This is a genomic window from Mesorhizobium sp. L103C105A0, from assembly GCF_000502215.1.
Classification (GTDB): Bacteria; Pseudomonadota; Alphaproteobacteria; order Rhizobiales; family Rhizobiaceae; genus Mesorhizobium.
Genome location: NZ_AYXF01000001.1, coordinates 989,581 through 1,008,509 on the forward strand (window position 1 = coordinate 989,581; position 18,929 = coordinate 1,008,509).

General features: G+C 60.7%; 22 protein-coding genes. 16 read left to right on the forward strand and 6 right to left on the reverse strand.

The window, feature by feature from the left end; all coding sequences use genetic code 11:
- Window positions 1–78: 78 nt before the first annotated feature.
- From X727_RS159860 to X727_RS159845, 4 genes are all read right to left on the reverse strand, one after another.
- Window positions 79–2,358, reverse strand: coding sequence for a transglycosylase domain-containing protein (locus tag X727_RS159860; protein ID WP_023833682.1), 2,280 nt, complete (start codon window positions 2,356–2,358; stop codon window positions 79–81).
- Between the two features lie 122 nt (window positions 2,359–2,480).
- Window positions 2,481–3,716 carry an integrase gene (locus X727_RS159855; RefSeq protein WP_023833683.1) on the reverse strand — a complete coding sequence of 412 codons (1,236 nt, stop codon included), beginning with the start codon at window positions 3,714–3,716 and terminating at the stop codon, window positions 2,481–2,483.
- Window positions 3,680–3,943 carry a hypothetical protein gene (locus X727_RS159850; RefSeq protein WP_023807215.1) on the reverse strand — a complete coding sequence of 88 codons (264 nt, stop codon included), beginning with the start codon at window positions 3,941–3,943 and terminating at the stop codon, window positions 3,680–3,682. The genes X727_RS159855 and X727_RS159850 overlap by 37 nt, the downstream gene beginning before the upstream one ends.
- A gap of 197 nt (window positions 3,944–4,140) precedes the next feature.
- A complete protein-coding gene (locus tag X727_RS159845) occupies window positions 4,141–4,959 on the reverse strand; it encodes a LexA family transcriptional regulator (protein WP_023831675.1) in 819 nt (272 codons plus the stop codon).
- Between the two features lie 128 nt (window positions 4,960–5,087).
- Here X727_RS159845 and X727_RS159840 point away from each other — a divergent pair, with 128 nt between their 5' ends.
- The 8 genes from X727_RS159840 to X727_RS159805 all read left to right on the forward strand — a co-directional run bounded on the left by X727_RS159840 (window position 5,088) and on the right by X727_RS159805 (window position 10,619).
- Window positions 5,088–5,333, forward strand: a complete 246-nt coding sequence (locus X727_RS159840) for a transcriptional regulator (RefSeq protein WP_023833685.1) — start codon at window positions 5,088–5,090, stop codon at window positions 5,331–5,333.
- A gap of 97 nt (window positions 5,334–5,430) precedes the next feature.
- A complete protein-coding gene (locus tag X727_RS159835) occupies window positions 5,431–6,291 on the forward strand; it encodes a hypothetical protein (protein ID WP_023833686.1) in 861 nt (286 codons plus the stop codon).
- Window positions 6,284–6,637 (forward strand): hypothetical protein, encoded by a 354-nt coding sequence (locus tag X727_RS159830; RefSeq protein WP_023831672.1) that lies wholly within the window; start codon window positions 6,284–6,286, stop codon window positions 6,635–6,637. Before X727_RS159835 ends, X727_RS159830 begins: the two co-directional genes overlap by 8 nt.
- Window positions 6,634–8,220 (forward strand): DEAD/DEAH box helicase family protein, encoded by a 1,587-nt coding sequence (locus tag X727_RS159825; protein WP_081726042.1) that lies wholly within the window; start codon window positions 6,634–6,636, stop codon window positions 8,218–8,220. Before X727_RS159830 ends, X727_RS159825 begins: the two co-directional genes overlap by 4 nt.
- The gene (locus X727_RS159820) at window positions 8,217–9,146 is read left to right on the forward strand and encodes a hypothetical protein (protein ID WP_023807208.1); all 930 of its coding nucleotides are present in this window, start codon (window positions 8,217–8,219) and stop codon (window positions 9,144–9,146) included. Before X727_RS159825 ends, X727_RS159820 begins: the two co-directional genes overlap by 4 nt.
- Entirely contained in the window at window positions 9,143–9,736 is a 594-nt protein-coding gene (locus X727_RS159815) for a hypothetical protein (protein WP_023807207.1), read from the forward strand. Before X727_RS159820 ends, X727_RS159815 begins: the two co-directional genes overlap by 4 nt.
- A complete protein-coding gene (locus X727_RS159810) occupies window positions 9,733–10,020 on the forward strand; it encodes a hypothetical protein (RefSeq protein ID WP_023831670.1) in 288 nt (95 codons plus the stop codon). Before X727_RS159815 ends, X727_RS159810 begins: the two co-directional genes overlap by 4 nt.
- On the forward strand, window positions 9,987–10,619 hold the full coding sequence (locus X727_RS159805) for a DUF6456 domain-containing protein (protein WP_245266145.1): 633 nt from the start codon (window positions 9,987–9,989) through the stop codon (window positions 10,617–10,619). Before X727_RS159810 ends, X727_RS159805 begins: the two co-directional genes overlap by 34 nt.
- A 97-nt stretch (window positions 10,620–10,716) precedes the next feature.
- Here X727_RS159805 and X727_RS159800 read toward each other — a convergent pair whose 3' ends face one another.
- Both X727_RS159800 and X727_RS24755 read right to left on the reverse strand, forming a co-directional pair.
- Complete coding sequence (locus X727_RS159800) at window positions 10,717–11,001, reverse strand: helix-turn-helix transcriptional regulator (RefSeq protein WP_031195517.1); 285 nt, start codon at window positions 10,999–11,001, stop codon at window positions 10,717–10,719.
- A gap of 292 nt (window positions 11,002–11,293) precedes the next feature.
- Complete coding sequence (locus X727_RS24755; RefSeq protein ID WP_245266144.1) at window positions 11,294–11,494, reverse strand: hypothetical protein; 201 nt, start codon at window positions 11,492–11,494, stop codon at window positions 11,294–11,296.
- A gap of 145 nt (window positions 11,495–11,639) precedes the next feature.
- Here X727_RS24755 and X727_RS159795 point away from each other — a divergent pair, with 145 nt between their 5' ends.
- The 8 genes from X727_RS159795 to X727_RS159760 are packed head-to-tail and all read left to right on the forward strand — an operon-like array spanning window position 11,640 to window position 18,923.
- Window positions 11,640–12,146: a terminase small subunit gene (locus tag X727_RS159795; protein ID WP_245274121.1), complete on the forward strand. Its 507-nt coding sequence runs from the start codon at window positions 11,640–11,642 to the stop codon at window positions 12,144–12,146.
- The gene (locus tag X727_RS159790; RefSeq protein ID WP_031203923.1) at window positions 12,121–13,653 is read left to right on the forward strand and encodes a terminase family protein; all 1,533 of its coding nucleotides are present in this window, start codon (window positions 12,121–12,123) and stop codon (window positions 13,651–13,653) included. The genes X727_RS159795 and X727_RS159790 overlap by 26 nt, the downstream gene beginning before the upstream one ends.
- Entirely contained in the window at window positions 13,650–15,881 is a 2,232-nt protein-coding gene (locus X727_RS159785; RefSeq protein ID WP_023833691.1) for a hypothetical protein, read from the forward strand. Before X727_RS159790 ends, X727_RS159785 begins: the two co-directional genes overlap by 4 nt.
- A 49-nt stretch (window positions 15,882–15,930) precedes the next feature.
- Complete coding sequence (locus X727_RS159780) at window positions 15,931–16,146, forward strand: hypothetical protein (protein ID WP_023831665.1); 216 nt, start codon at window positions 15,931–15,933, stop codon at window positions 16,144–16,146.
- Window positions 16,146–16,472, forward strand: a complete 327-nt coding sequence (locus X727_RS159775; protein ID WP_023831664.1) for a hypothetical protein — start codon at window positions 16,146–16,148, stop codon at window positions 16,470–16,472. The genes X727_RS159780 and X727_RS159775 overlap by 1 nt, the downstream gene beginning before the upstream one ends.
- On the forward strand, window positions 16,469–16,690 hold the full coding sequence (locus X727_RS159770; RefSeq protein WP_023831663.1) for a hypothetical protein: 222 nt from the start codon (window positions 16,469–16,471) through the stop codon (window positions 16,688–16,690). Before X727_RS159775 ends, X727_RS159770 begins: the two co-directional genes overlap by 4 nt.
- Window positions 16,691–16,718: 28 nt before the next feature.
- Window positions 16,719–17,882, forward strand: a complete 1,164-nt coding sequence (locus X727_RS159765) for a hypothetical protein (RefSeq protein ID WP_023831662.1) — start codon at window positions 16,719–16,721, stop codon at window positions 17,880–17,882.
- 24 nt (window positions 17,883–17,906) lie between these two features.
- Complete coding sequence (locus X727_RS159760; protein ID WP_023831661.1) at window positions 17,907–18,923, forward strand: phage major capsid protein; 1,017 nt, start codon at window positions 17,907–17,909, stop codon at window positions 18,921–18,923.
- Window positions 18,924–18,929 lie beyond the last annotated feature (6 nt).

An 18,929-nucleotide genomic window follows, 5' to 3' on the forward strand; every position in this document is an offset into this window, starting at 1 on the left:
CCGAATTGTCACCGCAGCTCTCATATGAGGAACGGATTGCCAGCTCGCATTTGATTCGAAGCTAGAATGACGAGCCGCTCAGCCGCCGCCGAGAATATCCAGGATTGAGGTTTTCCGCTTCTTGGTCGGGCCGCCGACGCTGCCCGGCGGTACCGGATGCTTGATCGAGGCCGTGGTGCCGCCGTCGCCCGGCATGTCGAAACCGTCGGCATCGACGGTTTCGGCCGGACGGCGGACCGGTGCTTGTGCGGGTACAGCAGCAGGTGCCGGCGCGGCAGCAGGCTCAGAACGGCTGACGGCCACGGCAGGCAACGGCGCCGCCTGATTGTTATCGACTGACGGAATATCGTCGGGCACGATGGTGTCGGGCGGCGTCGACTTCCAGGTGCCGGGCAGCGGCCGGACCGGCACACCTTCATGCGCGGCCACCATGAACTCGTGCCAGGCCTGTGCCGGCAGCGCGCCACCGGTGACCTTCTTCATCGGCGTGCCGTCATCGTTGCCGAACCACACGCCGGTGGTGAGGTTTGCGGTGTAGCCGACGAACCAGGCGTCGCGCGAATTCTGGCTGGTTCCGGTCTTGCCAGCAGACGGCCAGGCGAAGGCCGCCTTCTTCGCCGTGCCGATCTCGACCGTGCCGGTCATCATCGAGTTCATCATGCCGACAATGTTCTGCTTGACGACGACGCGCGGCGCGCTGCCGCCATTGTCGTCATAGAGCACCTTGCCTTCGGTCGTGGTGATGCGGCGGATGAAATGGATGTCGGGCTTGTAGCCACCATTGGCGAACGGCACATAGGCCGATGTCAGCTCCAGCGGCGTCACTTCCGAAGTGCCGAGCGCGATCGAGGTGTTGGCGATCAAATCGGATTGGATGCCCATGCGGTGCGCCGCCTCGACCACCGCGTCGGGGCCGACCTCCATGGTTAGCTGTGCCGCGACGGAATTCAGCGACTTCGCCAAAGCGGTCGCCAACGTCACCTTGCCGAAATACTTGCCGCCGTAATTGTCCGGTGTCCACTTGCCGATCTTGATCGGTGCGTCGTTGCGCACGCTGTCGGGCGTGCGGCCGGCTTCCAGCGCGGCCATATAGACGAACGGCTTGAACGCCGAGCCCGGCTGGCGGCGTGCTTCGGAGGCGCGGTCGAACTGGCTGGTCGAATAGTCGTAGCCGCCGACCATGGCGCGCACGGCGCCGGAATTGTCGATCGAGACCAGCGCGCCTTGGCTGACATTGAGCTTCTTGCCGCTCTCGTCGATCAGCCGGCGGATCGACTGTTCGGCGAGCTTCTGCAGGTTGAGGTCGACGGTGGTGTCGACGACGATGTCGCTGCGCACGTCACCAATCAAATCGGGCAATTCTTCCATGATGGTGTCGGCGACATAGTTTTCCGAGCCGGTCCAATAGGATGGCGCGCGCGTTGCCGGCGCGCTCATCGCCGAGGCCAGTTCCTTGGCGCTGATCTTGCCTTCGTCGCGCATGGCGGCCAGCACCAGTTGCGAGCGCTCCTCCGCCGCCTTCGGATCCCGCGCCGGCGACAGTCGCGACGGCGCCTTCAAGAGGCCGGCGAGAAGGGCCGCCTCCGACAGAGTGACATCGCGCGCGCTCTTGCCGAAATAGCGACGCGAGGCCGCCTCGACGCCATAGGCGCCGGAGCCGAAATAAACCCGGTTGAGGTACATTTCGAGGATCTGGTCCTTGGTATGCTTGTGCTCCAGCCAGAGCGACAGCAGCACTTCCTGCACCTTGCGCTCCAGCGTGCGGTCGGGCTTCAGGAACAGGTTCTTGGCCAGCTGCTGGGTCAGCGTCGAGCCGCCCTGCGAGAAACGCCGGCCCAGAACGTTGGTCACCATGGCGCGCGATAGGCCGATCGGGTCGATGCCGAAATGCGAATAAAAGCGGCGATCCTCGATGGCGATGACGGCTTCCGGAATGTAGGGCGACATTTCGTGCAGGCCGACCGCCTCCCCGCCACTCATGCCGCGGTTGGCAAGCAGTTGCCCGTCGACCGAGACGATCTTGATGTTGGGCGCGCGGTCGGGGATCGACCAGGTGGTGGCCGCCGGCATCTTGGCGCCGTAATAGACGACAATGCCGGCCACGGCGATGCCGCCCCAGATGCAGAGCACGAAGCACCAGTAGAACATCCGCGCCATCACGCCGAACAGCCCGCGCCGGGGTTTGCCGCGCTTGCCGCGTGACGATGATTTTGCCTTGGAGGTTTTGCGCGCCGAAGATGATTTGCGATTGGCCGGCACGACCCGATCCTCCTCGTTCACCGAAAAACCGGCCGCGGATTTCGCCTTTGGCGATCCCTCGAAGCTGGGTTCGATGCGACTGTCTCTGCGGTTCGCCATGCGTTGCGCTGTCTTCCCGGTGTCAATGGCGCTCGGGTTGGAGGGTAGATGCGGCGGTTTAAGGGCGCGTTAAAGCAGGGCTCGTGCAGGCCGTTGAAATTCCTTACGAACTTCTTAATCCGTTACCGCGCGTTACCGCTGCCGTTACCGCTCTGTTCACGGCGCTTGACGCGCGCGTCAGCAAAGCGGTCGGCGGCCTCCAACACGGCGCGATCATACTGCTTGGTGGTGCTGGTTGCGCTATGGCCGGCGACCTTGCTGGCATCGTCCAGGCTGGCGTCGGATGCCCTGCCCTCGGTAATGCCTGAAGCTCGCAAGTCTCGAGCCCAAAGGGCCACGGGAAGGCCCGCGACCTTGCGATCGACCGACCACCGCTGCGCGAATATCTTGGCGCGCCAGGGCAACCCGTTTTCCTCGGCCACGATGATCGGCCCCTTGCGCTTCTCGATCGGCCAATGCTGCAGTTCTTCCATGACCATCGGCGCCTTCTTCAGCGAATACGAAATGCTGATGCCAGTGCTGTCGGCGGTCTTGGATGGCGTGTAGCGCAGCACCATGGCGGCGTCGATATCTTCCCAGCGCAGACCGAACCATTTCAGATCCCGGTCGGCGTCGAGCACTTCGGAAATTCCGCCCATGTCCATCGGCCACCACTGGCCGATCACGTCCCACAGGCGAAGCACTGTCTCGAAGCACAGGGCATAGGCGAGTGCCGACGAAGGCCGTCCGGCCTGATGCGCAGCTGCGCGCGCCGCAATGATCTGGTTGGCGGTGGCAGACTGCTTGCGGGGTTTTGGGTGGGGGAGTTTTTTCGCTGTCTCGCGCATGACAACAGCCAGTTCCGAGCAACCGGGCAGACGCATCATGATTCCGAAGCTGACGGCAGCGAAGAGCACGGCACGGGCAGTTGACGCTGCGGCGAGGTATCGCCCGTTCTCAGACCACACGTCGTGCCAGTCTATGAGGTCAACCCCGGTTGTCTCATCGAGGCGGACGCTGCCGACGTGGGCTTTGAGGTTTTTGAGGTAGTGATTGTAAGGCCGGAGCGACCCAGGCTTCAGCTTACGATAGGGACTGCGCTTGTGGGTCTCGTAAATGGTCAGCAGTGACTTGATGGCACCATCGAATTTCAGCGGATCGGCGCGATAGCCGGTGCGCCACAGCAGCATCTCGGCCTGCAGCGCATCGCACTTTGCCTTGAGCATCTCCGGCTGATCGGCGAGGTAGTAGAGGTTCACCGTCTTCGGGATATAGCCGTTCTTGACGTCGTTCTCATCGGCAATCCAGTGCGGTACGCGCCCGCCGGCGCGCTTGATCCATTTCAGGCCTGGGGCCTTTGTCTGGTCTTCGACTTCCATTGGCTTGCGTCCGCTTTGCCGGGTGGCGCCGTTGCCGTGGTTGGGCCGGTTCCGAGATAGTTTTCGTAGAACCTGCGCACCAAGGCGACCGGGCGCCCTCCGTGAAATTCATCAATAGCCGGGAAACCGGGCTTGTTGGCAAGGGTTGGCAGGCGCTCGCGTGTCCATTTTTCAGCCTTTTCCCTGCCGACGATGGCTTCTGCGATCTGCAAATCGGTCGCGAACATCGGCAGATCGTCCAGGGTTATAGCCGGCGGCACGAGCCGTCCGAATCGACATTGAGCGGGCGGGCGAGATCGGCGAAGATTGAATGAGCGGCTGTGTGCATGGGATGGCTCCTCTATCGATGAAGCTATTAATGCATTCTGCATTAACCAAGTCAATGCATTGCGCACTGATTTATGCGATCGCGCGCAGAAAAAAATTATAGGCGCGAGACCTGTCCGACGACGCGACCGATGATTCGGACATGTTCAAGCAATGCGTTCTGCGGAGGGTGAGCAGGATTGTCGGAAAGGATTGTGACCGCCGGCGGCTGGCTGAACAGTACCTTCGACAGCCGCTTTACTCTGGGCTCGCCGTCTCCGTCATCGAACACATAAATGCCGTCGGCGCCGAAGCTGCTTTGCCTGGTGTCAACGATGATCCGGTTGCCGGGATAGAGCGTCGGAACCATGCTATCCCCGACGACCGCCATGAAGATCGAGCCGGCGGGCGACGCCTGCAGCTCGTGCCTGAAGAAGCTGTCCGGAATCAGCCATTCATTCACGACCTTGTGCCCGGTCACCGTCCCTGCGCTCGATATGGCCACCACCTCGGCCCCTGCCTGTCCGTGACCGGCACCGGGCCTTACATCAATCTCCGGCGTAGCTCCTGGCGTCTTTGGCGTGTAGCGCTGCGCACCTGACAGGACGCCGCCGTCATCGCCAATATTCTCGCTGTCGATGTGGCTGACGTGGTCAGGCTCGGCTGGGTCCCATTCATCAATCGAAATCCGCTCTGGCTCTCTCAGGCCGGCGTCCGAACGTGGTCCTTCGCCGAGCATTAGCCAGGCAAGCCGGACATTGAAAAATGACGCATAGAGCTTAGCGGTTTCGGTGTCGAAATCACGCGAGCCGTTTTCATGGCCGGCGTAGGTGCCGACCGGCACCTTGAGGTCCTCCGCTGCTTTAGTGGCTGACCTGTAGCCAGCGTATAGGCGCGCACTGCGTAGGCGGCTGGCGCGATTATCCTCGGACGGCATAGAAAATCCCCATGAAAATTGAATTCCGATGCATTATGCATGAAAAGAGTGATGCGCGCTGCATTGTTTTCTGCCGATGATGTGCTATGCTTAACGCATTGATAGCTGCCGAACGCATAGGAACGTTGATGACCGAAACGCCCGACATCGCAGAAGCAGCACCGATAACGCCGTCCGACATCGTGGCGATCCGCAACGCCCGGAACTGGAAGCGTTCGAACCTGGCGGCCTACCTCGGCTGCAACTACACGACCGTCTGGCGCATGGAAAATGGCAAGATCGCAATCGACGGCGCCCATCGCCGCTTGCTGCACCAGCTGAAACCTGCCGCGAGAAAGCGTTCACTGTTGTTCGCACCTGCGACGGCACGGTGATCGCCTGCGACCCGTCGACCGGGATCACGGCATCCGCCCTTACCGTTGACGAAGCCTTGGCGGAACTTCGCCGACTGCTCGCTATGAAAGATGCCGCATGATGATCCGTAAAACCGCGAAGACAGCTCCGGCGACCCGCTCACTTACCGAACGGGAGGCCGCCGCGCTTACAGTCCGCATCCGCAAAGCCGTTGACAATGTGTGGGCGCTTCTCCTGGAGGCGCAGGAGCGCGAGGCATGGAAGGCGCTGCGCCATGCGACCTGGGAAGCCTATGTAAAGGCCGAATTCGCAATGTCTCGGCGTAATTCCTACCGGCTTCTCGACCTCGGCCGCGTCGTCCGCGAGATCGAAGATTTTGTGCCGCATGCGGCACAAATCACGCAGCGCGACGCCGCTGCGATCAAGGACGATTTGCCGGCTGTGAAGGCCGAGATAGTCGCACGCATCGATAGGGGTGCTGAGCCTGCAAAGGCCGCCACCGATGTCATAGCGGAGAAGCGCGCCGCGAAGGATAAAGCGAAGGTCGACCATGACCGCCAACGGGAACAATCCCGCGCTGCCCTGCCCGATGCAGTCAAGCAGCACGTTACCACTCGCGGAGTCGCTAAGACCAAAGCCGACGGCTCGAATGTCGAGACTGTAGACCGTGTGTCTGAACTGGAAGAACGGGTGCGCGGCCTGGAAGCGGACAACGCATCGCTCAAGGCTGAAAACGCAAAGTTCGCCGACATGTGGGTGCAGTATCAGCAAGGCGGCTTCGAAGCTGTGATCGCTGGGAAGGACGAAGAAATTCGCACCCTCAACGCCCGGCTGATCCAGGAGAGCGAAGACAAGGCCGGATGGATGAAGCGGGCAAAGGGGTGGCAGAAGCGCGCCACTGATCTCGGCTGGTCCGGCGACGTGGTCATTCCCCTTGATCCGCGATCTTCGGATGATGAGGTCATTTCCCTTGGCTGACGTGGCCGATCTCTTCAGCAGAGTGCGGTCGTTTGGCGCAAACATCGTGCTGGACGGCAACTCCCTGCGGATCGTGAACCCGAAGAAGCTGCCTGCATCCGCGAAAACGTACATCACCAAGAACAGTCAGGCCGTCGCCGAATATCTGCGCTCGGACGAGAACATCGAATTCGAAGAGCGTGCCGCGATCGTCGAGTTTGAAGCTGGCGCGCCTCGCGAATGGGCCGAACAGTTCGCCCGCTATCTGTCCCTGACCAAGCCGGCCGGGGTTTCGGAAATGGACTGGTCCTGGTTCCTGACGACGTGCGGTCGCATGATCGACGAAGCGCCGGGGGTAGCGGTATGAACGCGCTTCCGCCAGCCCATCACCAGATATCGCTCCGTCCTCACCAGATCAGAACGGAAGAGCTTTTGCGGCAGCGTATCCGCGAAGGCGCACGCCGGATCATCTTGGTGGCGCCGACGGCGTTCGGGAAGACAGAGACCGCAATCGATCTCGTGACCAAAAACCAAGCCAAGAATTCTCGAGCCTGGTTCATCGTGGATCGCGTCACGCTGATCGACCAGACCAGCGAGCGCTTCACAAAATACGGCATCGACCACGGCATTATCCAGGCCGATCACTGGCTGACCGATCCGACGAAGCCTGTGCAGGTGGCATCGGCGCAAACGCTAGGACGGCGCAAATATCTGGACAGCGAGCTGCCGAAGCTCATCATCATTGATGAGGCTCATTGCGAATACCAATCCAATCTTGAGCTGGTCGAACGCGCCAAAGACGCCATCGTCGTCGGTTTGACCGCGACGCCTTTCACCGACGGTATGGCCGACCACTGGGACGCCCTCGTCAACGGCGCGACGACCAATCAGCTTCTCGCGGATGGTTGGCTGACCCCGCTCAAGATCAAAGCGTGCGTCGCGCCTGACATGAAGGGCGCGAAGAAGGCGTTCACCGGCGAGTACGACGAAACCGACGCCGGCCAACGCGGGATAACAATCATTGGCGACGTGATCCATACATGGGTTCAACAGACACAAAAGCATTTCGGGGGTCCGGTGAAGACCCTCGTTTTCTCACCGTCCGTTGCCCACGGTGAAGAGCTTTGCCGGCAGTTCGCCGCGGCTGGCTTCAACTTTCAACAAATCAGCTACCTGGACGCCTCGGACAAAGAGCGGCGCGACAAAATCGAAGAATTCCGCAAGCCGGACAGCGCGATCCACGGGCTCGTTTCCTGCGCGGTACTGACCAAGGGCTTCGACGTGCCGGACGTGATGTGCGGCATCTCCTGCAGGCCCTACAGAAAATCCTTCTCGTCCCATATCCAAGAGCTTGGGCGCGTGATGCGCATTTCCGAAGGCAAAGATTTCGGGCTGTGGCTGGATCACTCCGGCAACTGCGTCACGTTCGCTGAAGACACTGCCTGGCTGTTCGAACATGGCGTCCACAGCCTGTCGAGCGCTCAAAAGAAAGACGGCGAGGCTCGGGAGCCCAACCAGAAAGTCAAACAGAAATACTTTTGCGGCGAGTGCGGGCTTCAAATGGAGCCCCACCACGCTGCTTGCGTTTCCTGCGGCTGGCAGCGGCCGAAGTATGGCGAAATTCAAGTCGTTGAAGGCGAGCTGATCGATGTCGATTTCAGCATCAAGAACGCCTTCACGCCGCGCAAAGGTCTGCGCGCGAAATGCCTGGAAGATCCGAAGTCGATCTGGAACACGGCGCTGGCCTATTGCCTGTCCAATGGGCGCAAGGGGGAGGAATCGTCTCGCAAGTGGGCCTATGGCGTTTGGCGCGGCATCTACCCCGGCAGCAAGCTGCCCTATGGCCTGTTCGATGCGGCCTGCGAACACAGCCAGGTGAAGGTTGACGAGTGGCAGCTTGTCGAACGCGAAATCAAACAGTTCCGCAACAAGCCGAGGCGCGCCGCATGAGCATCGAAGACGCGATCGACGACGCATGCTCTTCGGTCGGCATCATTCCGCCAAAGGAACGCAGCTACGGCAAGTGGCTTCACACCGACACGCTGTCCGGGAAGAACGGCAAGGGCGACGGGCGCGTCATCATCAACGAAACACACGTCACGGCCTTCAACTGGCAAACCGGTGAGACTGTAACCGTCGGGATGGGTGGGGAGGTCGAGAAACGCGATCGGCAGAAAATCGCAAAGCAAATCGAGTTTTCAAAGCGCAAGAAGCAGGCCGACGCGGCACGCGCTGCCCGACTAGCGTCGGACATGATCGCCACGGCCAAGATCGCCGCGCACCCCTACCTGGCCGCGAAAGGGTTTCGTGACGAAAAGGCCATGGTGATCCGGGTGGAAGATGTGCGTCGGATCGGCGGCGATTACCTCGTGCCCGATGCCGGCTGTTCTTCCGCGATGGTCATACCGGCCCGCATCGGCGGCCAAGTGGCGTCTGCACAATTGATCTGGGAAGACGGCACCAAGAAGTTTCTTTTCGGCGGGGCCACATGGGGCGCTGCCCACCGGATCAGCACCGGCGTCGATACCTGGCTCTGTGAAGGCTATGCAACGGGCCTCTCCGTCCGCGCCGCTCTGCAGGGGATGAAGATCAAACCGACCGTCCTCTGCTGCTTCTCGGCCGCCAATATCGTCACTGTAGCTGGCCACAGCGGCGGGCGGGTTTTCATCGCGGCTGAGAATGACAAGCCGCTGAAGCAGTTCGATGGCCTCGGCGCCAGCGAATACTACGCCCGCAAAACGTCGCTGCCCTTTGGCATGCCGCCCGATATCGGGACGGACTTCAACGACCTTCACCAACGATCAAGCATCTTTGCCGTGCAGCGAGCCCTGACAGCCGTCATGGCGAACGCAGCGCGCAAGAAAGGCACTTCATGAAAAAGGAACTCGACACCTCGAAAGCTTCTTTCAAACTTGACCTCATCGAGACAGCCAACGCGGACCCGGTGATGACTGCTGCCGACTTGAAACTGTTGGCGGCATATATGTCGGTCATGGAATGGCCTTCGGGTAAAGCATGGCTTTCCATCACGCTGGGTTGCGCAAAAACCGGACTGAGCGAACGGCAATATTGGACAAGCCGAACGCGTCTCGCCGGCAAGAATGAAGCCAAAAGGCCGTACATGATCGCTGCCGGCGGCTCCGGCACCGTTGACGCGTTCAAGCTGATCAATCCCTGGCGGGATGAAGCAATCGAGCACGTCGCGGCCATGACGGCTTTCCATCGAGAGCGCTTGAGGCAACAAAAGGCCAAATCTCGGCTGAAGAAGATAACGTCGCAAACAAGCGATGTGTCACTGCAACCATTGCAGGGACATAACCCCGGTTGTCACTGCAAAATTTGCAGTCCTGTCACTGCAACCATTGCAGACAAGTACCCCTCAGATAGTACCCCAAGGAAAGAAGGGGCCGGTAAGAATAATCCTGGCTCGAACGTTCTGCCCTTCGGCAAGCGGAAGGCGTCATGATGCAAACGCTCTCCCAGGCTGAACTTGATGACGCGTACCATCACGCGATCTTCGACTGTGACCAGGCGCTGTCCGATTACATCCGTCGCGCCTTCAAGCTGCGGCAAGAGCAAATGGCATGGAAGGGTGTAAGCCCGATCCTCTGGGACACGATCCGCAACGATCTGCACGAGATGCTGGCGCAAGCTTTCCACGAATGTGAGTTCAAGCACCTCGGGCCGGAGCGGTACGATCAACTGATGGACAGACTATGGAAGCGCAACCCGGAGCAACAACCAGTATGACGAAAAGCAGGAACAGCAAGCTGACCGTTCCGAAGATGCGGAAAGGCGAAGCGGAACAGGCGAAGATTCGGCGAGACCTTGGCCATGACTTCGCTGTCCAGAAGGACGATCACGGTCGCGACCGGCTCATTGCCGGCACCGCCGACGCAAGGCGCGTCTACGATGTCAGCAATGGCGGCTATATCAGCACGGGTGGCATAGCCCGGGTTCGCAATGTCGATCCCCTCAAGGGCATTTCGAGCCTGACATACAAGCAGCGGGACGCGGGTACTCGCTATCGCGCTGACTTCGAATTGGCGACGCGCGAGGGCCTGAAGACCATGGGCATGGGCGAGCGCGTCGACGGCGGCCGATCCGGTGCGAGTGTCCCGGCCAAGCTGATCGACAACCACGCGGTGATGGCGCGGGCGCGGCAAGCTCTGGTCTATCCCGAGATCCTGGCTGTAATCGATGCGGTATGCGGTCTCGGGATGTCGATCAAGGAAGTGGCGCAGCGGGAGAACGTGGTCCGAGACATTCCGGCCCAGCTCTTGCGCATGGGTCTGGAACGTCTCGTTTTTCACTACGGGTCGCAGTCCGCAACCCGTCACAACAGTTGAAACGTGCCGTCACGTATGGTAGAGATTTGGGCACGGTGACGATTTGCGCCGGAACCCGCCCGAATGAGGCGGGTTTTTTGTTGCGCATCGGTTTTTATCACACAAGCGGATCGGTAAAGGCCTTCGCGTCTGCCATCAGCTGTTCATACCAGTCGAATGACACAATATCCGACATCGATCCTTCCCCGATCTTTCCTTTCGCGCCGTGCGCCAATGCAACCCGTTCTGCAGCAAGGATATGCATCCTACGAAGGGTCGCCTTGCCCCCCTCGATTTCTTGGTAGGCACGCAGTTTCAAACCCAACTCTTCGGCCATCTGTGTTTGCGTCAAGCCAAGATCATTGCGGAGCCATTCCAATTGTTGTGCGTTCATCGCTTCCATTGAATTGAGCCCTGCGTTGCGCTATATCGGGACCGGGTGAGGTTTGGACCCCCACCCGGCTCCGGTGTTACCGGCCTATGGAGAGAGCCAATCTCCATCTGCCGAACCGGACGTGGAAGGTGAGCTTGAAGCTCATGGTGTCCTCCAGTCCGTTGCCGAAGCGGGATTGCTTCGGCGAAATGAATAGACGCAGAAACTGCGCATCGCGCAACCGAAAAGCGCAGAAACTGCATATTATTTAGAGCCGCTTCGGGTCCAACCGGGCGGCTTTCGCTTTAGAGGTGCGGCGCACCTACGAATCGCTGGGTAGCTCCTGCCTGCGCTTTGGCTGGATAGGCGGGGAGTTAAGCCTTATCAGCTGACCGGCCGCAAAATTCCTGGCAAATTCTTCGTTCTCGAAAAGATGCTGGGTGGTTTCGCCGTTCTCAAAGATCTGCACCGCCCATTGGCCGTCGATCCTTTCGACACGAACACCATTTGTACTCTCGTCCACGGTCGCCACTCCCAAACACGAGCCCCAACGAACCATTTCAGTCGCAAGGTTCAAACGTATAATTCCGCATGCGCTCAGACCGCAAGGTGCCTCAATGCCCGCAACAGAGCTGACCCCGAAGCAAGCGCGCTTCATCGAAGAATTCATGATCGACCTGAACGCCACACAGGCGGCAAAGCGGGCCGGCTACAGCGAATTGACAGCCCAGGTGCAAGGATCGCGCCTATTATCGAATGTTATGGTTGGCGAGGCCATCGCAGCGCGGCAAGCAGCCATCGCTGAAAAGCTCGGCGTCACTCAGGAACGCATCGTGGCCGAGCTGGCGAAGATTGCCTTTTCCGATATTCGCAAGGCGGTGCAGTGGGGCCGCAGCCCGATCGACACGGAATCGGAGAACGCCAAGCCGAATGGTCTCGGCATCTATCCGGTCGAGTTGGTCGGCAGCGACAAGATTGACGACGACACGGCCGCCGCGGTCTCTGAAGTCTCGCTTACCCAGACGGGCATCAAGATCAAGATGCACGACAAGAAATCGGCGCTGGTCGACCTGGGCAAGCATTTTGGCATGTTCAAGGAACGCGTCGAGCTCACTGGCAAGGACGGCGCCGCGCTCGTCCCGGTGGTCAATGTCCGCCTCCGCAGCCGCAGCTGAAATCAATCTCGACCTGCACGACAAGCAGGCGCTGGCATTCGAGACGGAAGCAACCGAAGCGCTCTATGGCGGTGCTGCCGGCGGTGGCAAGTCGCACCTGATGCGCGCGGCCGCCATAACCTGGTGCGCGGAAATCCCAGGCCTTCAGGTCTATCTCTTCCGCCGCATCCGCGACGACCTGATCAAGAACCACATGGAAGGCCCCCAAGGCTTTCGCCAGATGCTCGCCGGCTGGGTGGAATGCGGGTTCGTCACCATCGTAGAGGATGAAATTCGGTTCTGGAACGGATCGAGGATCTATCTCTGCCACTGCAAAGACGAGAAGGACCGTTTCAAATATCAGGGCGCTGAAATCCATGTGCTGCTGATCGACGAGCTGACCCACTTCACCGAAGTGATTTACCGGTTCCTCCGCAACCGCGTGCGCATGGTCGGGATCAAGGTTCCGCCGCAATACGCCGGCCGCTTCCCGCGCATCCTCTGTGGAGCCAATCCGGGCGGGATCGGTCACCAGTTCGTCAAGGCAACGTTCATTGACGGCGTCCTGCCGCTGAAGGTGTACAAGGCCGAAGTCAGCGAAGGCGGCATGCAGCGGCAGTTCATCCCTGCGCAGCTCGAAGACAACCCATCAATGAACGACAACGATCCCGGCTATGAAAGCCGGCTGATGGGTCTCGGTTCGGAGAGCCTGGTGCGCGCAATGCGCTATGGCGACTGGGACGTTGTTGAGGGCGCCTATTTCGACAACTTCGAACGACGCCGGCACGTCGTCAAACCATTCGCCATTCCAGACCACTGGGCACGCTTCAGGGCGGGCGACTGGGGCAGCGCCAAGCCGTTCTCTTTTGGTTGGTATGCGGTGGCGTCCGACGATACGATTGTGCCGTCTGGCGTGGCTGGCGCGCCCGGCATCGTCATTCCACGCGGCGCGCTCATCAAGTACCGCGAATGGTATGGCGTGAAGATCGACAAATCGGGTCGCTATCTGCCCAACACTGGTCTGAAGCTGCATGCAGAAGCGGTCGGGGCCGGTGTCCGCCAGCGCGATTATGACGACACGATCAGTTACGGCGTCCTTGACCCTGCTGCGTTCAGCCAGGACGGCGGGCCATCGCTGGCCGAGAGGATGGCGAACGGGACGAACGCTAACGGATCGACCTTCCGGCGCGCGGACAACAAGCGAACGGCTGGACGCGGCGCAATGGGCGGCTGGGATCAGTTGCGCGGCCGACTGACTGGCGACGAGGACGGCCGGGCGATGCTGTTCTTCTTCGAAACCTGCATACACACGATTCGGACCCTGCCGGCGCTGCAGCACGACGAGGCGAACCCGGAAGACCTCAACAGCGACCAGGAAGACCATGCGGCCGACGAGACGCGCTACGCGTGCATGTCGCGGCCATGGGCGGCCAAGACCAAGACGCCGGCTCCCAAGGTGCCCCAGGGCCATGTCCAGCTTCCCGGCGTGCCTGACGACGGCAACGGGCGTCGAAGGATTCGCATATGATCAACGACACTGAAGACGAGATCGACAACACCGCAGATGATGCGGTCGACCCGTCGCTGAAGCCGAAGGCCTCCAAGGGCTGGCTGAAGCTGATCACGGATCAGGAGAAGGCCGGCTTTGCCGACTATCAGACACGGTGCACCAACATCCAGAAGCGGTATGCCGATCTGGAGCGCCTGGCGAACGTCACCCGCGACCGCGAGTTTCAAATCTTCTGGGCCAATATCGAAGTCCTGAAGCCTTCCATGTATTCCCGCCCACCGGTTCCGGTGGTCGCGCCGCGCTTTCAGGACAGTCGGCCGCTCCCGCGCACGGCATCGGAGCTTGTCGAGCGCTCGACGGCGGTGACGTTCGATCGGCAGAACATTGACGGCGTGATGCGGCTGGTGCGAGACGACCTGGCCACGATTGCGCGCGGCTGCATGTGGATCCGGTACGAGACCAAGAGCCGAGAGAACGGCTACACCGAAACCGTCTGCATCGAGCACAAGAACCGTCGCGACTTCGTGCATGATCCCGCCCGAAACTGGAAGGAAGTGGACTGGGTCGCGGGCGGCGCATGGATGACGCGCAAAGAGATGCGCAAGCGCTTCAAGGCGACGTCAGGCAACGCCTATCAGGATGCCGAGTTCGCCAAGCGCAAGGACGACAAGAACAACACCGACGGCAAGCTGAAGGCGCGGGTCTGGGAACTGTGGTCGAAGTCCGAAAACAAGGTGGTGTGGCTGTCACCGGGCGTTGATGTCGTGCTGGACGAGGGCGCGCCGCACCTCACGTTGGAAAACTTCTTCCCGTGTCCGCAGCCGGCCTATGGCACGTTGCAGCCGGAGAGCCTTATCCCGGTTCCCGATTACGTCTTCTACAAAGACCAGATCGAGGAAATCAACGACATCACCAACCGCATTTCGGCATTGACCGAAGCGCTTCAGGTGCGTGGTTTCTATCCGGCCGGCGCCGGCGAAATCGGCGATGCGATCGAGGCCGCGGTTAAGACGCGCGATCCGCGCCAGATCATGGTCCCGGTCAGCAATTGGGCCGCGTTCGGCAATGGATCGGCCAAGGACACGGTTGTCTGGCTGCCGACCGACATGGTGGCGTCGACCATCACGCAGCTGATCGCGCTTCGCAAGCAGCTCATCGAGGACATTTACCAGATCAGCGGCCTGTCGGACATCATGCGGGGCGAGAGCAACCCGAACGAAACGCTCGGCGCGCAGCAGATCAAGACGCAATACGGCTCTGTCCGCATTCGCGACCGGCAGAACGAGCTGGTGCGCATCGCTCGCGACGCGGCGCGCATCATCGCCGAGGTCATGGCAGAGAATTTCCAGTCGAAGACGCTGCTGGAAATGAGCCAGATGGAACTGCCGAGCGAGGCCGATATCGCCAAGCAGGTAAAGCCGCTGGAGGCCCAAGCCAAAAGCATCGAGAAGGAATTGCAGGGCGCGTCGCGTGATCCCGAAATCGCCGCGATGGCGAAGCAGAACCCGGAAGCCGCGCAGCAGATAATGCAGCAGGCTCAGGGCCAGATTGCCGAGATCACGAAGCAGATCGAGGAGCTGAAAAAGACCGTCACCATCGACCAGGTGATGGACTTCCTGCACGATCAGAAAATCCGGCCGTTCAGTCTCGACATCGAGACCGACAGCACCATCCAGCCCGACGAAAATGCCGAGAAGCAGCGCCGCAGCGAGTTCCTGACTGCGCTTGCTGGCACGCTCGCCCAGCTTGGCCCGATGGTGCAGGCACAACCTGAGACGGCTCCCTTCGCTGCCGAGGTGCTGAAATTCGCCATGGCGCCGTTCCGTCCCGGTCGCAGCATGGATGCGACGATTGACGAGTTTGCGGAGCAGATGAAGGCGATGGGTTCCCAGCCTAGGCCAGATCCCAGTGCCGGCAGAGCGGAAGCTGACGCCAAGGCCAACGAAGGCAAGATGGCGGTGGAAAAGGCCAAGTCTGACGCCGCAATGGCCAAGTCACAAAGCGACGCGGAAATCGCCAGAACCAAGGCGGAGGCCGATATCGCCCGGATCAACGCTGATGCCGCGCAAAAGCAGCGCGAGGCCGATATCCGCATCCGCGAGATCGAGGCCAACGCGGCCGCCGCAGCTCAGAAGCACGAGCAGGACATGCAGAAGGGTCAGCTCGAAATCGAAAAGCTGCGCCTTCAGGTGCTCGGCCAAGCACAGAAGAACGCCGCGCCTCTGCCAGCTGCTGCTCAACTTTGAAAAGGACAATGCCATGCCAGTCAGTGCTGATGAACTCTGCCGGGGCGGCATGAGCTATCCGGTGGCAATCGAGGTTGCCCGCCAGATGAACGCGGGCCTCACCAATGGCAACGTCGACCGGCTTATGTCCGTTGGGGTGCCTGGCGAGCAGGCAAAGGAACTGGCCAAGCAGATCAACGCCGGTGTCTTCGATGCGCACAAGCTTGCTTTAAGCAATGTGAACCCGGGCGTTGCAACTCTGCTGAAGCGGACCAGCGGCCTGTGATGGCTTACACGTGGATCAATCTCGGCGACGGCCGGCAGGTTTTCCACAAGGTGGATACCGCCAAGCCGAAGCGCTCGCATCTATCGGCGCCAATGATCAATTCGGACACCATGTCCGAAGTCCAGTCGATGCACGACGGCAAGGTCTACACCTCGAAATCGGCTCTTCGCGCGACTTACCGCGCCGCCGGGCTCGAGGAAGTTGGCAACGATCCGGCACGGCTGCGGCCCCGCAAGCGTCCGAAGATCGACCGTAAGGCGATCAAGGAAACAGTGCTGAAAGCAAAAGCCCGATTTGACCGCGGCGAACGGGTCCGGGCGCCGTGATTAGCGCCGGCCTCGCCAACGCGATCGAGGCATCATTCAAAGCCAGTCGCCTCGATATTGGCCAGCAGGCTGTCTTGTGTGTCGCCATGCTTGAGGGCGCGCTGTCCCTCATCATCCCGAACGACATTCGGGCGAAGATGGAAGAGAAATTGCTGCGCGGAATCACGCGCGAGCACATCGACCAGGCGCTGGAATTGATGCGCCAGGACCACCAGTAACCAGCAATCCCTCAGACGGAGCAATCCCATGGAAGACTTGAACGGAGGCGCTTCGGCGCCCGCCGAAATCTCGACTGTTGCCGACGACGCGCAGACGCCGAATCCGATCAGCACCGAACCCAACACCGCCGAGCCCAAGCCCGAACCGGAAGCAAAGAAGGCGCCGACCGCTCGCGAAGCGCTGAAGGCTGCGGCCGAAAAGGTCAATGAGAAGGCCAAGGCCGAAGAGACCGACACCGGCAAGAAACCAGTGGAGGCCCAGCCCAAGCCGGGCGAGAAGGCTGCTGACAAGACCGACAAGACGCTTCCCGATCCGAAGCCGACCAAGGACCCGAACACCACCCAGCAGCCTGCCAAGACGGCAGAGACGGCCAAGACTGAGCCCGGCAAGCCTGCCACTCAAACCAGCCATGCCGAGGCTCCCGCGCGCTTCAAGAGCGACGCCGCTGCGATGGCCGAATGGGAGAAGGCTCCCGACCCGGTCAAGGCGGCCGTTCACCGCTCGATCCGCGAGCTTGAAGCCGGCATCGAAAAGCACCGCGTGCCAGCGGAGGAATTCGAGAAGGTCCGGGACTTCCACGAACTGGCCACCAAGAACAACACGACCATGCGCGATGCGATGACGCGCTACACCAATCTGGAGCGGACGCTACTCTCGGACCCGCTGAAGGGCATTGAGGCCGTCTGCGACTATGCAGGCATCTCGCTTCGCCAGCTCGCTGCGCATGTCATGGGCCAGAAGCCCGACGAGGTGCAGGGCCAGAATGACGCGACGATCCAGCAGCTCAAGCGCGAGATCGAGACGCTGAAGCATAGCGTCGGCGGCGTCACCAACACGATGCAACAGCAGCACGTCGCAACGATCGATGCGCAGGTGCAGAAGTTCGCGGCTGACAATCCCCGTTTCGAGGACCTGGCCGAAGACATCGCCTTTTTCCTGAAATCAGGCAAAACCGCCGATCTGGCCGAAGCTTACAAGCTTGCGGAAATGCTCAATCCCGACCCGGCCGCATCGACCACCACAGTTTCAGCAGCGCCTCAGACGCGCACCGCTCAAGACCCCCAGGCTCAGACCCTGAAGGGCCAGAAATCAATCACAGGCGCGCCCTCGGCTGGCTCAGACCCGGCAACGAAGCGGGCTTCAACCTCAATCAAGGATTCGCTCCGCCGAGCTGTCGCTCAGGCCGGGTGATCCCCGTCATAAAGGAGGGCCGACATGGCTCTTACTTCCGTAGAAAAGAACCAGGAGATTTTGTCTCTGGCGCTTGAGGATCGAGCCTCGGGCTACCAGGACCTGGTCTCCAATTCCAACGCCTTGCTCAACGTGCTGAAGCGCAAGGGCAAGTTCAAGGAATACTCCGGCCCGAAGATCCGCCAGCGCCTGCTCTATACCAAGACGGGTTCGGCGGTCTGGTATAACGGCTTCGACTTCCTCAACCCGGTTCCGGCCGAGTTGTTCAACGACGCCGAATACTCGCCGAAAATGTGCGCCGTCGCCGTCACTCTCGCAAACGAGGACATCCTCAACAACGAGGGCGAAAACCAGCTCATGGACATTCTGGAGTCTCATATCGAGGCTGCGGAAGGTGAGCTGCAGGACGAGGTCGACATCTCGCTCCACGGCAACGGCACCCGCTTCGGCGGCAAGGAACTGGGCGGCCTCCAGCTGGCGGTTCCGACTGTGGTCAATTCCGGCGTCTATGCCGGTATCGATCGCGGCGCCAATGCGATCTGGCGCACTTCGGTGTTCGACGCGAATTCTGCCTTCCCGGCTATCGGAACGCAGGTCACGGCGACCACCATCCGCCCGATGCTCAACTCGATCATGACGCAGCGCTCGCGTGGCACCAGGGCCGCCGATCTCCTGCTGATGTCGCCGGAGCATTACGCGGCCTATGACGCGGCCACCGTGGCAATCCAGCGCGTCAACGATGTCTCTGGGCTCGGCAAGCTCGGCTTTACGTCGCTGAAATACTTCGGCGCCGGTCGCTCCGCTGAAATCGTCCAGGAAGGCGGCATCGGCTCCAACATGCCGGCGAACACGACCTATGGTCTGGACACCGACACGCTCTGGCTCCGCTACCACCCGGAACGCAACTTCAACAAGATCGGCAAATCCATGATGCCGATCAATCAGGACGCGAATGTCCAGTACATCGGCTTCATGGGCGAACTGACGATGAACAATCCGCTGTTCCAGTGGAAGCTCATCGACAGCAACCCGGCCGCGTAAAGGAGG

Excerpts from the sequence above, each read along its gene's own strand:
- X727_RS159855 (WP_023833683.1), bottom strand. The coding sequence starts at position 3,716 with ATGGAAGTCGAAGACCAGACAAAGGCCCCAGGCCTGAAATGGATCAAG.
- X727_RS159780 (WP_023831665.1), top strand. The coding sequence starts at position 15,931 with ATGAGCTATCCGGTGGCAATCGAGGTTGCCCGCCAGATGAACGCGGGC.
- X727_RS159815 (WP_023807207.1), top strand. The coding sequence starts at position 9,143 with ATGAAAAAGGAACTCGACACCTCGAAAGCTTCTTTCAAACTTGACCTC.
- X727_RS159860 (WP_023833682.1), bottom strand. The coding sequence starts at position 2,358 with ATGGCGAACCGCAGAGACAGTCGCATCGAACCCAGCTTCGAGGGATCG.
- X727_RS159840 (WP_023833685.1), top strand. The coding sequence starts at position 5,088 with ATGACCGAAACGCCCGACATCGCAGAAGCAGCACCGATAACGCCGTCC.
- X727_RS159825 (WP_081726042.1), top strand. The coding sequence starts at position 6,634 with ATGAACGCGCTTCCGCCAGCCCATCACCAGATATCGCTCCGTCCTCAC.
- X727_RS159845 (WP_023831675.1), bottom strand. The coding sequence starts at position 4,959 with ATGCCGTCCGAGGATAATCGCGCCAGCCGCCTACGCAGTGCGCGCCTA.
- X727_RS159820 (WP_023807208.1), top strand. The coding sequence starts at position 8,217 with ATGAGCATCGAAGACGCGATCGACGACGCATGCTCTTCGGTCGGCATC.
- X727_RS159785 (WP_023833691.1), top strand. The coding sequence starts at position 13,650 with ATGATCAACGACACTGAAGACGAGATCGACAACACCGCAGATGATGCG.
- X727_RS159765 (WP_023831662.1), top strand. The coding sequence starts at position 16,719 with ATGGAAGACTTGAACGGAGGCGCTTCGGCGCCCGCCGAAATCTCGACT.
- X727_RS159810 (WP_023831670.1), top strand. The coding sequence starts at position 9,733 with ATGATGCAAACGCTCTCCCAGGCTGAACTTGATGACGCGTACCATCAC.
- X727_RS159775 (WP_023831664.1), top strand. The coding sequence starts at position 16,146 with ATGGCTTACACGTGGATCAATCTCGGCGACGGCCGGCAGGTTTTCCAC.
- X727_RS159790 (WP_031203923.1), top strand. The coding sequence starts at position 12,121 with ATGTCCGCCTCCGCAGCCGCAGCTGAAATCAATCTCGACCTGCACGAC.
- X727_RS159800 (WP_031195517.1), bottom strand. The coding sequence starts at position 11,001 with ATGGAAGCGATGAACGCACAACAATTGGAATGGCTCCGCAATGATCTT.
- X727_RS159760 (WP_023831661.1), top strand. The coding sequence starts at position 17,907 with ATGGCTCTTACTTCCGTAGAAAAGAACCAGGAGATTTTGTCTCTGGCG.
- X727_RS159835 (WP_023833686.1), top strand. The coding sequence starts at position 5,431 with ATGATGATCCGTAAAACCGCGAAGACAGCTCCGGCGACCCGCTCACTT.
- X727_RS159805 (WP_245266145.1), top strand. The coding sequence starts at position 9,987 with ATGGAAGCGCAACCCGGAGCAACAACCAGTATGACGAAAAGCAGGAAC.
- X727_RS159795 (WP_245274121.1), top strand. The coding sequence starts at position 11,640 with ATGATCGACCTGAACGCCACACAGGCGGCAAAGCGGGCCGGCTACAGC.
- X727_RS159850 (WP_023807215.1), bottom strand. The coding sequence starts at position 3,943 with ATGTTCGCGACCGATTTGCAGATCGCAGAAGCCATCGTCGGCAGGGAA.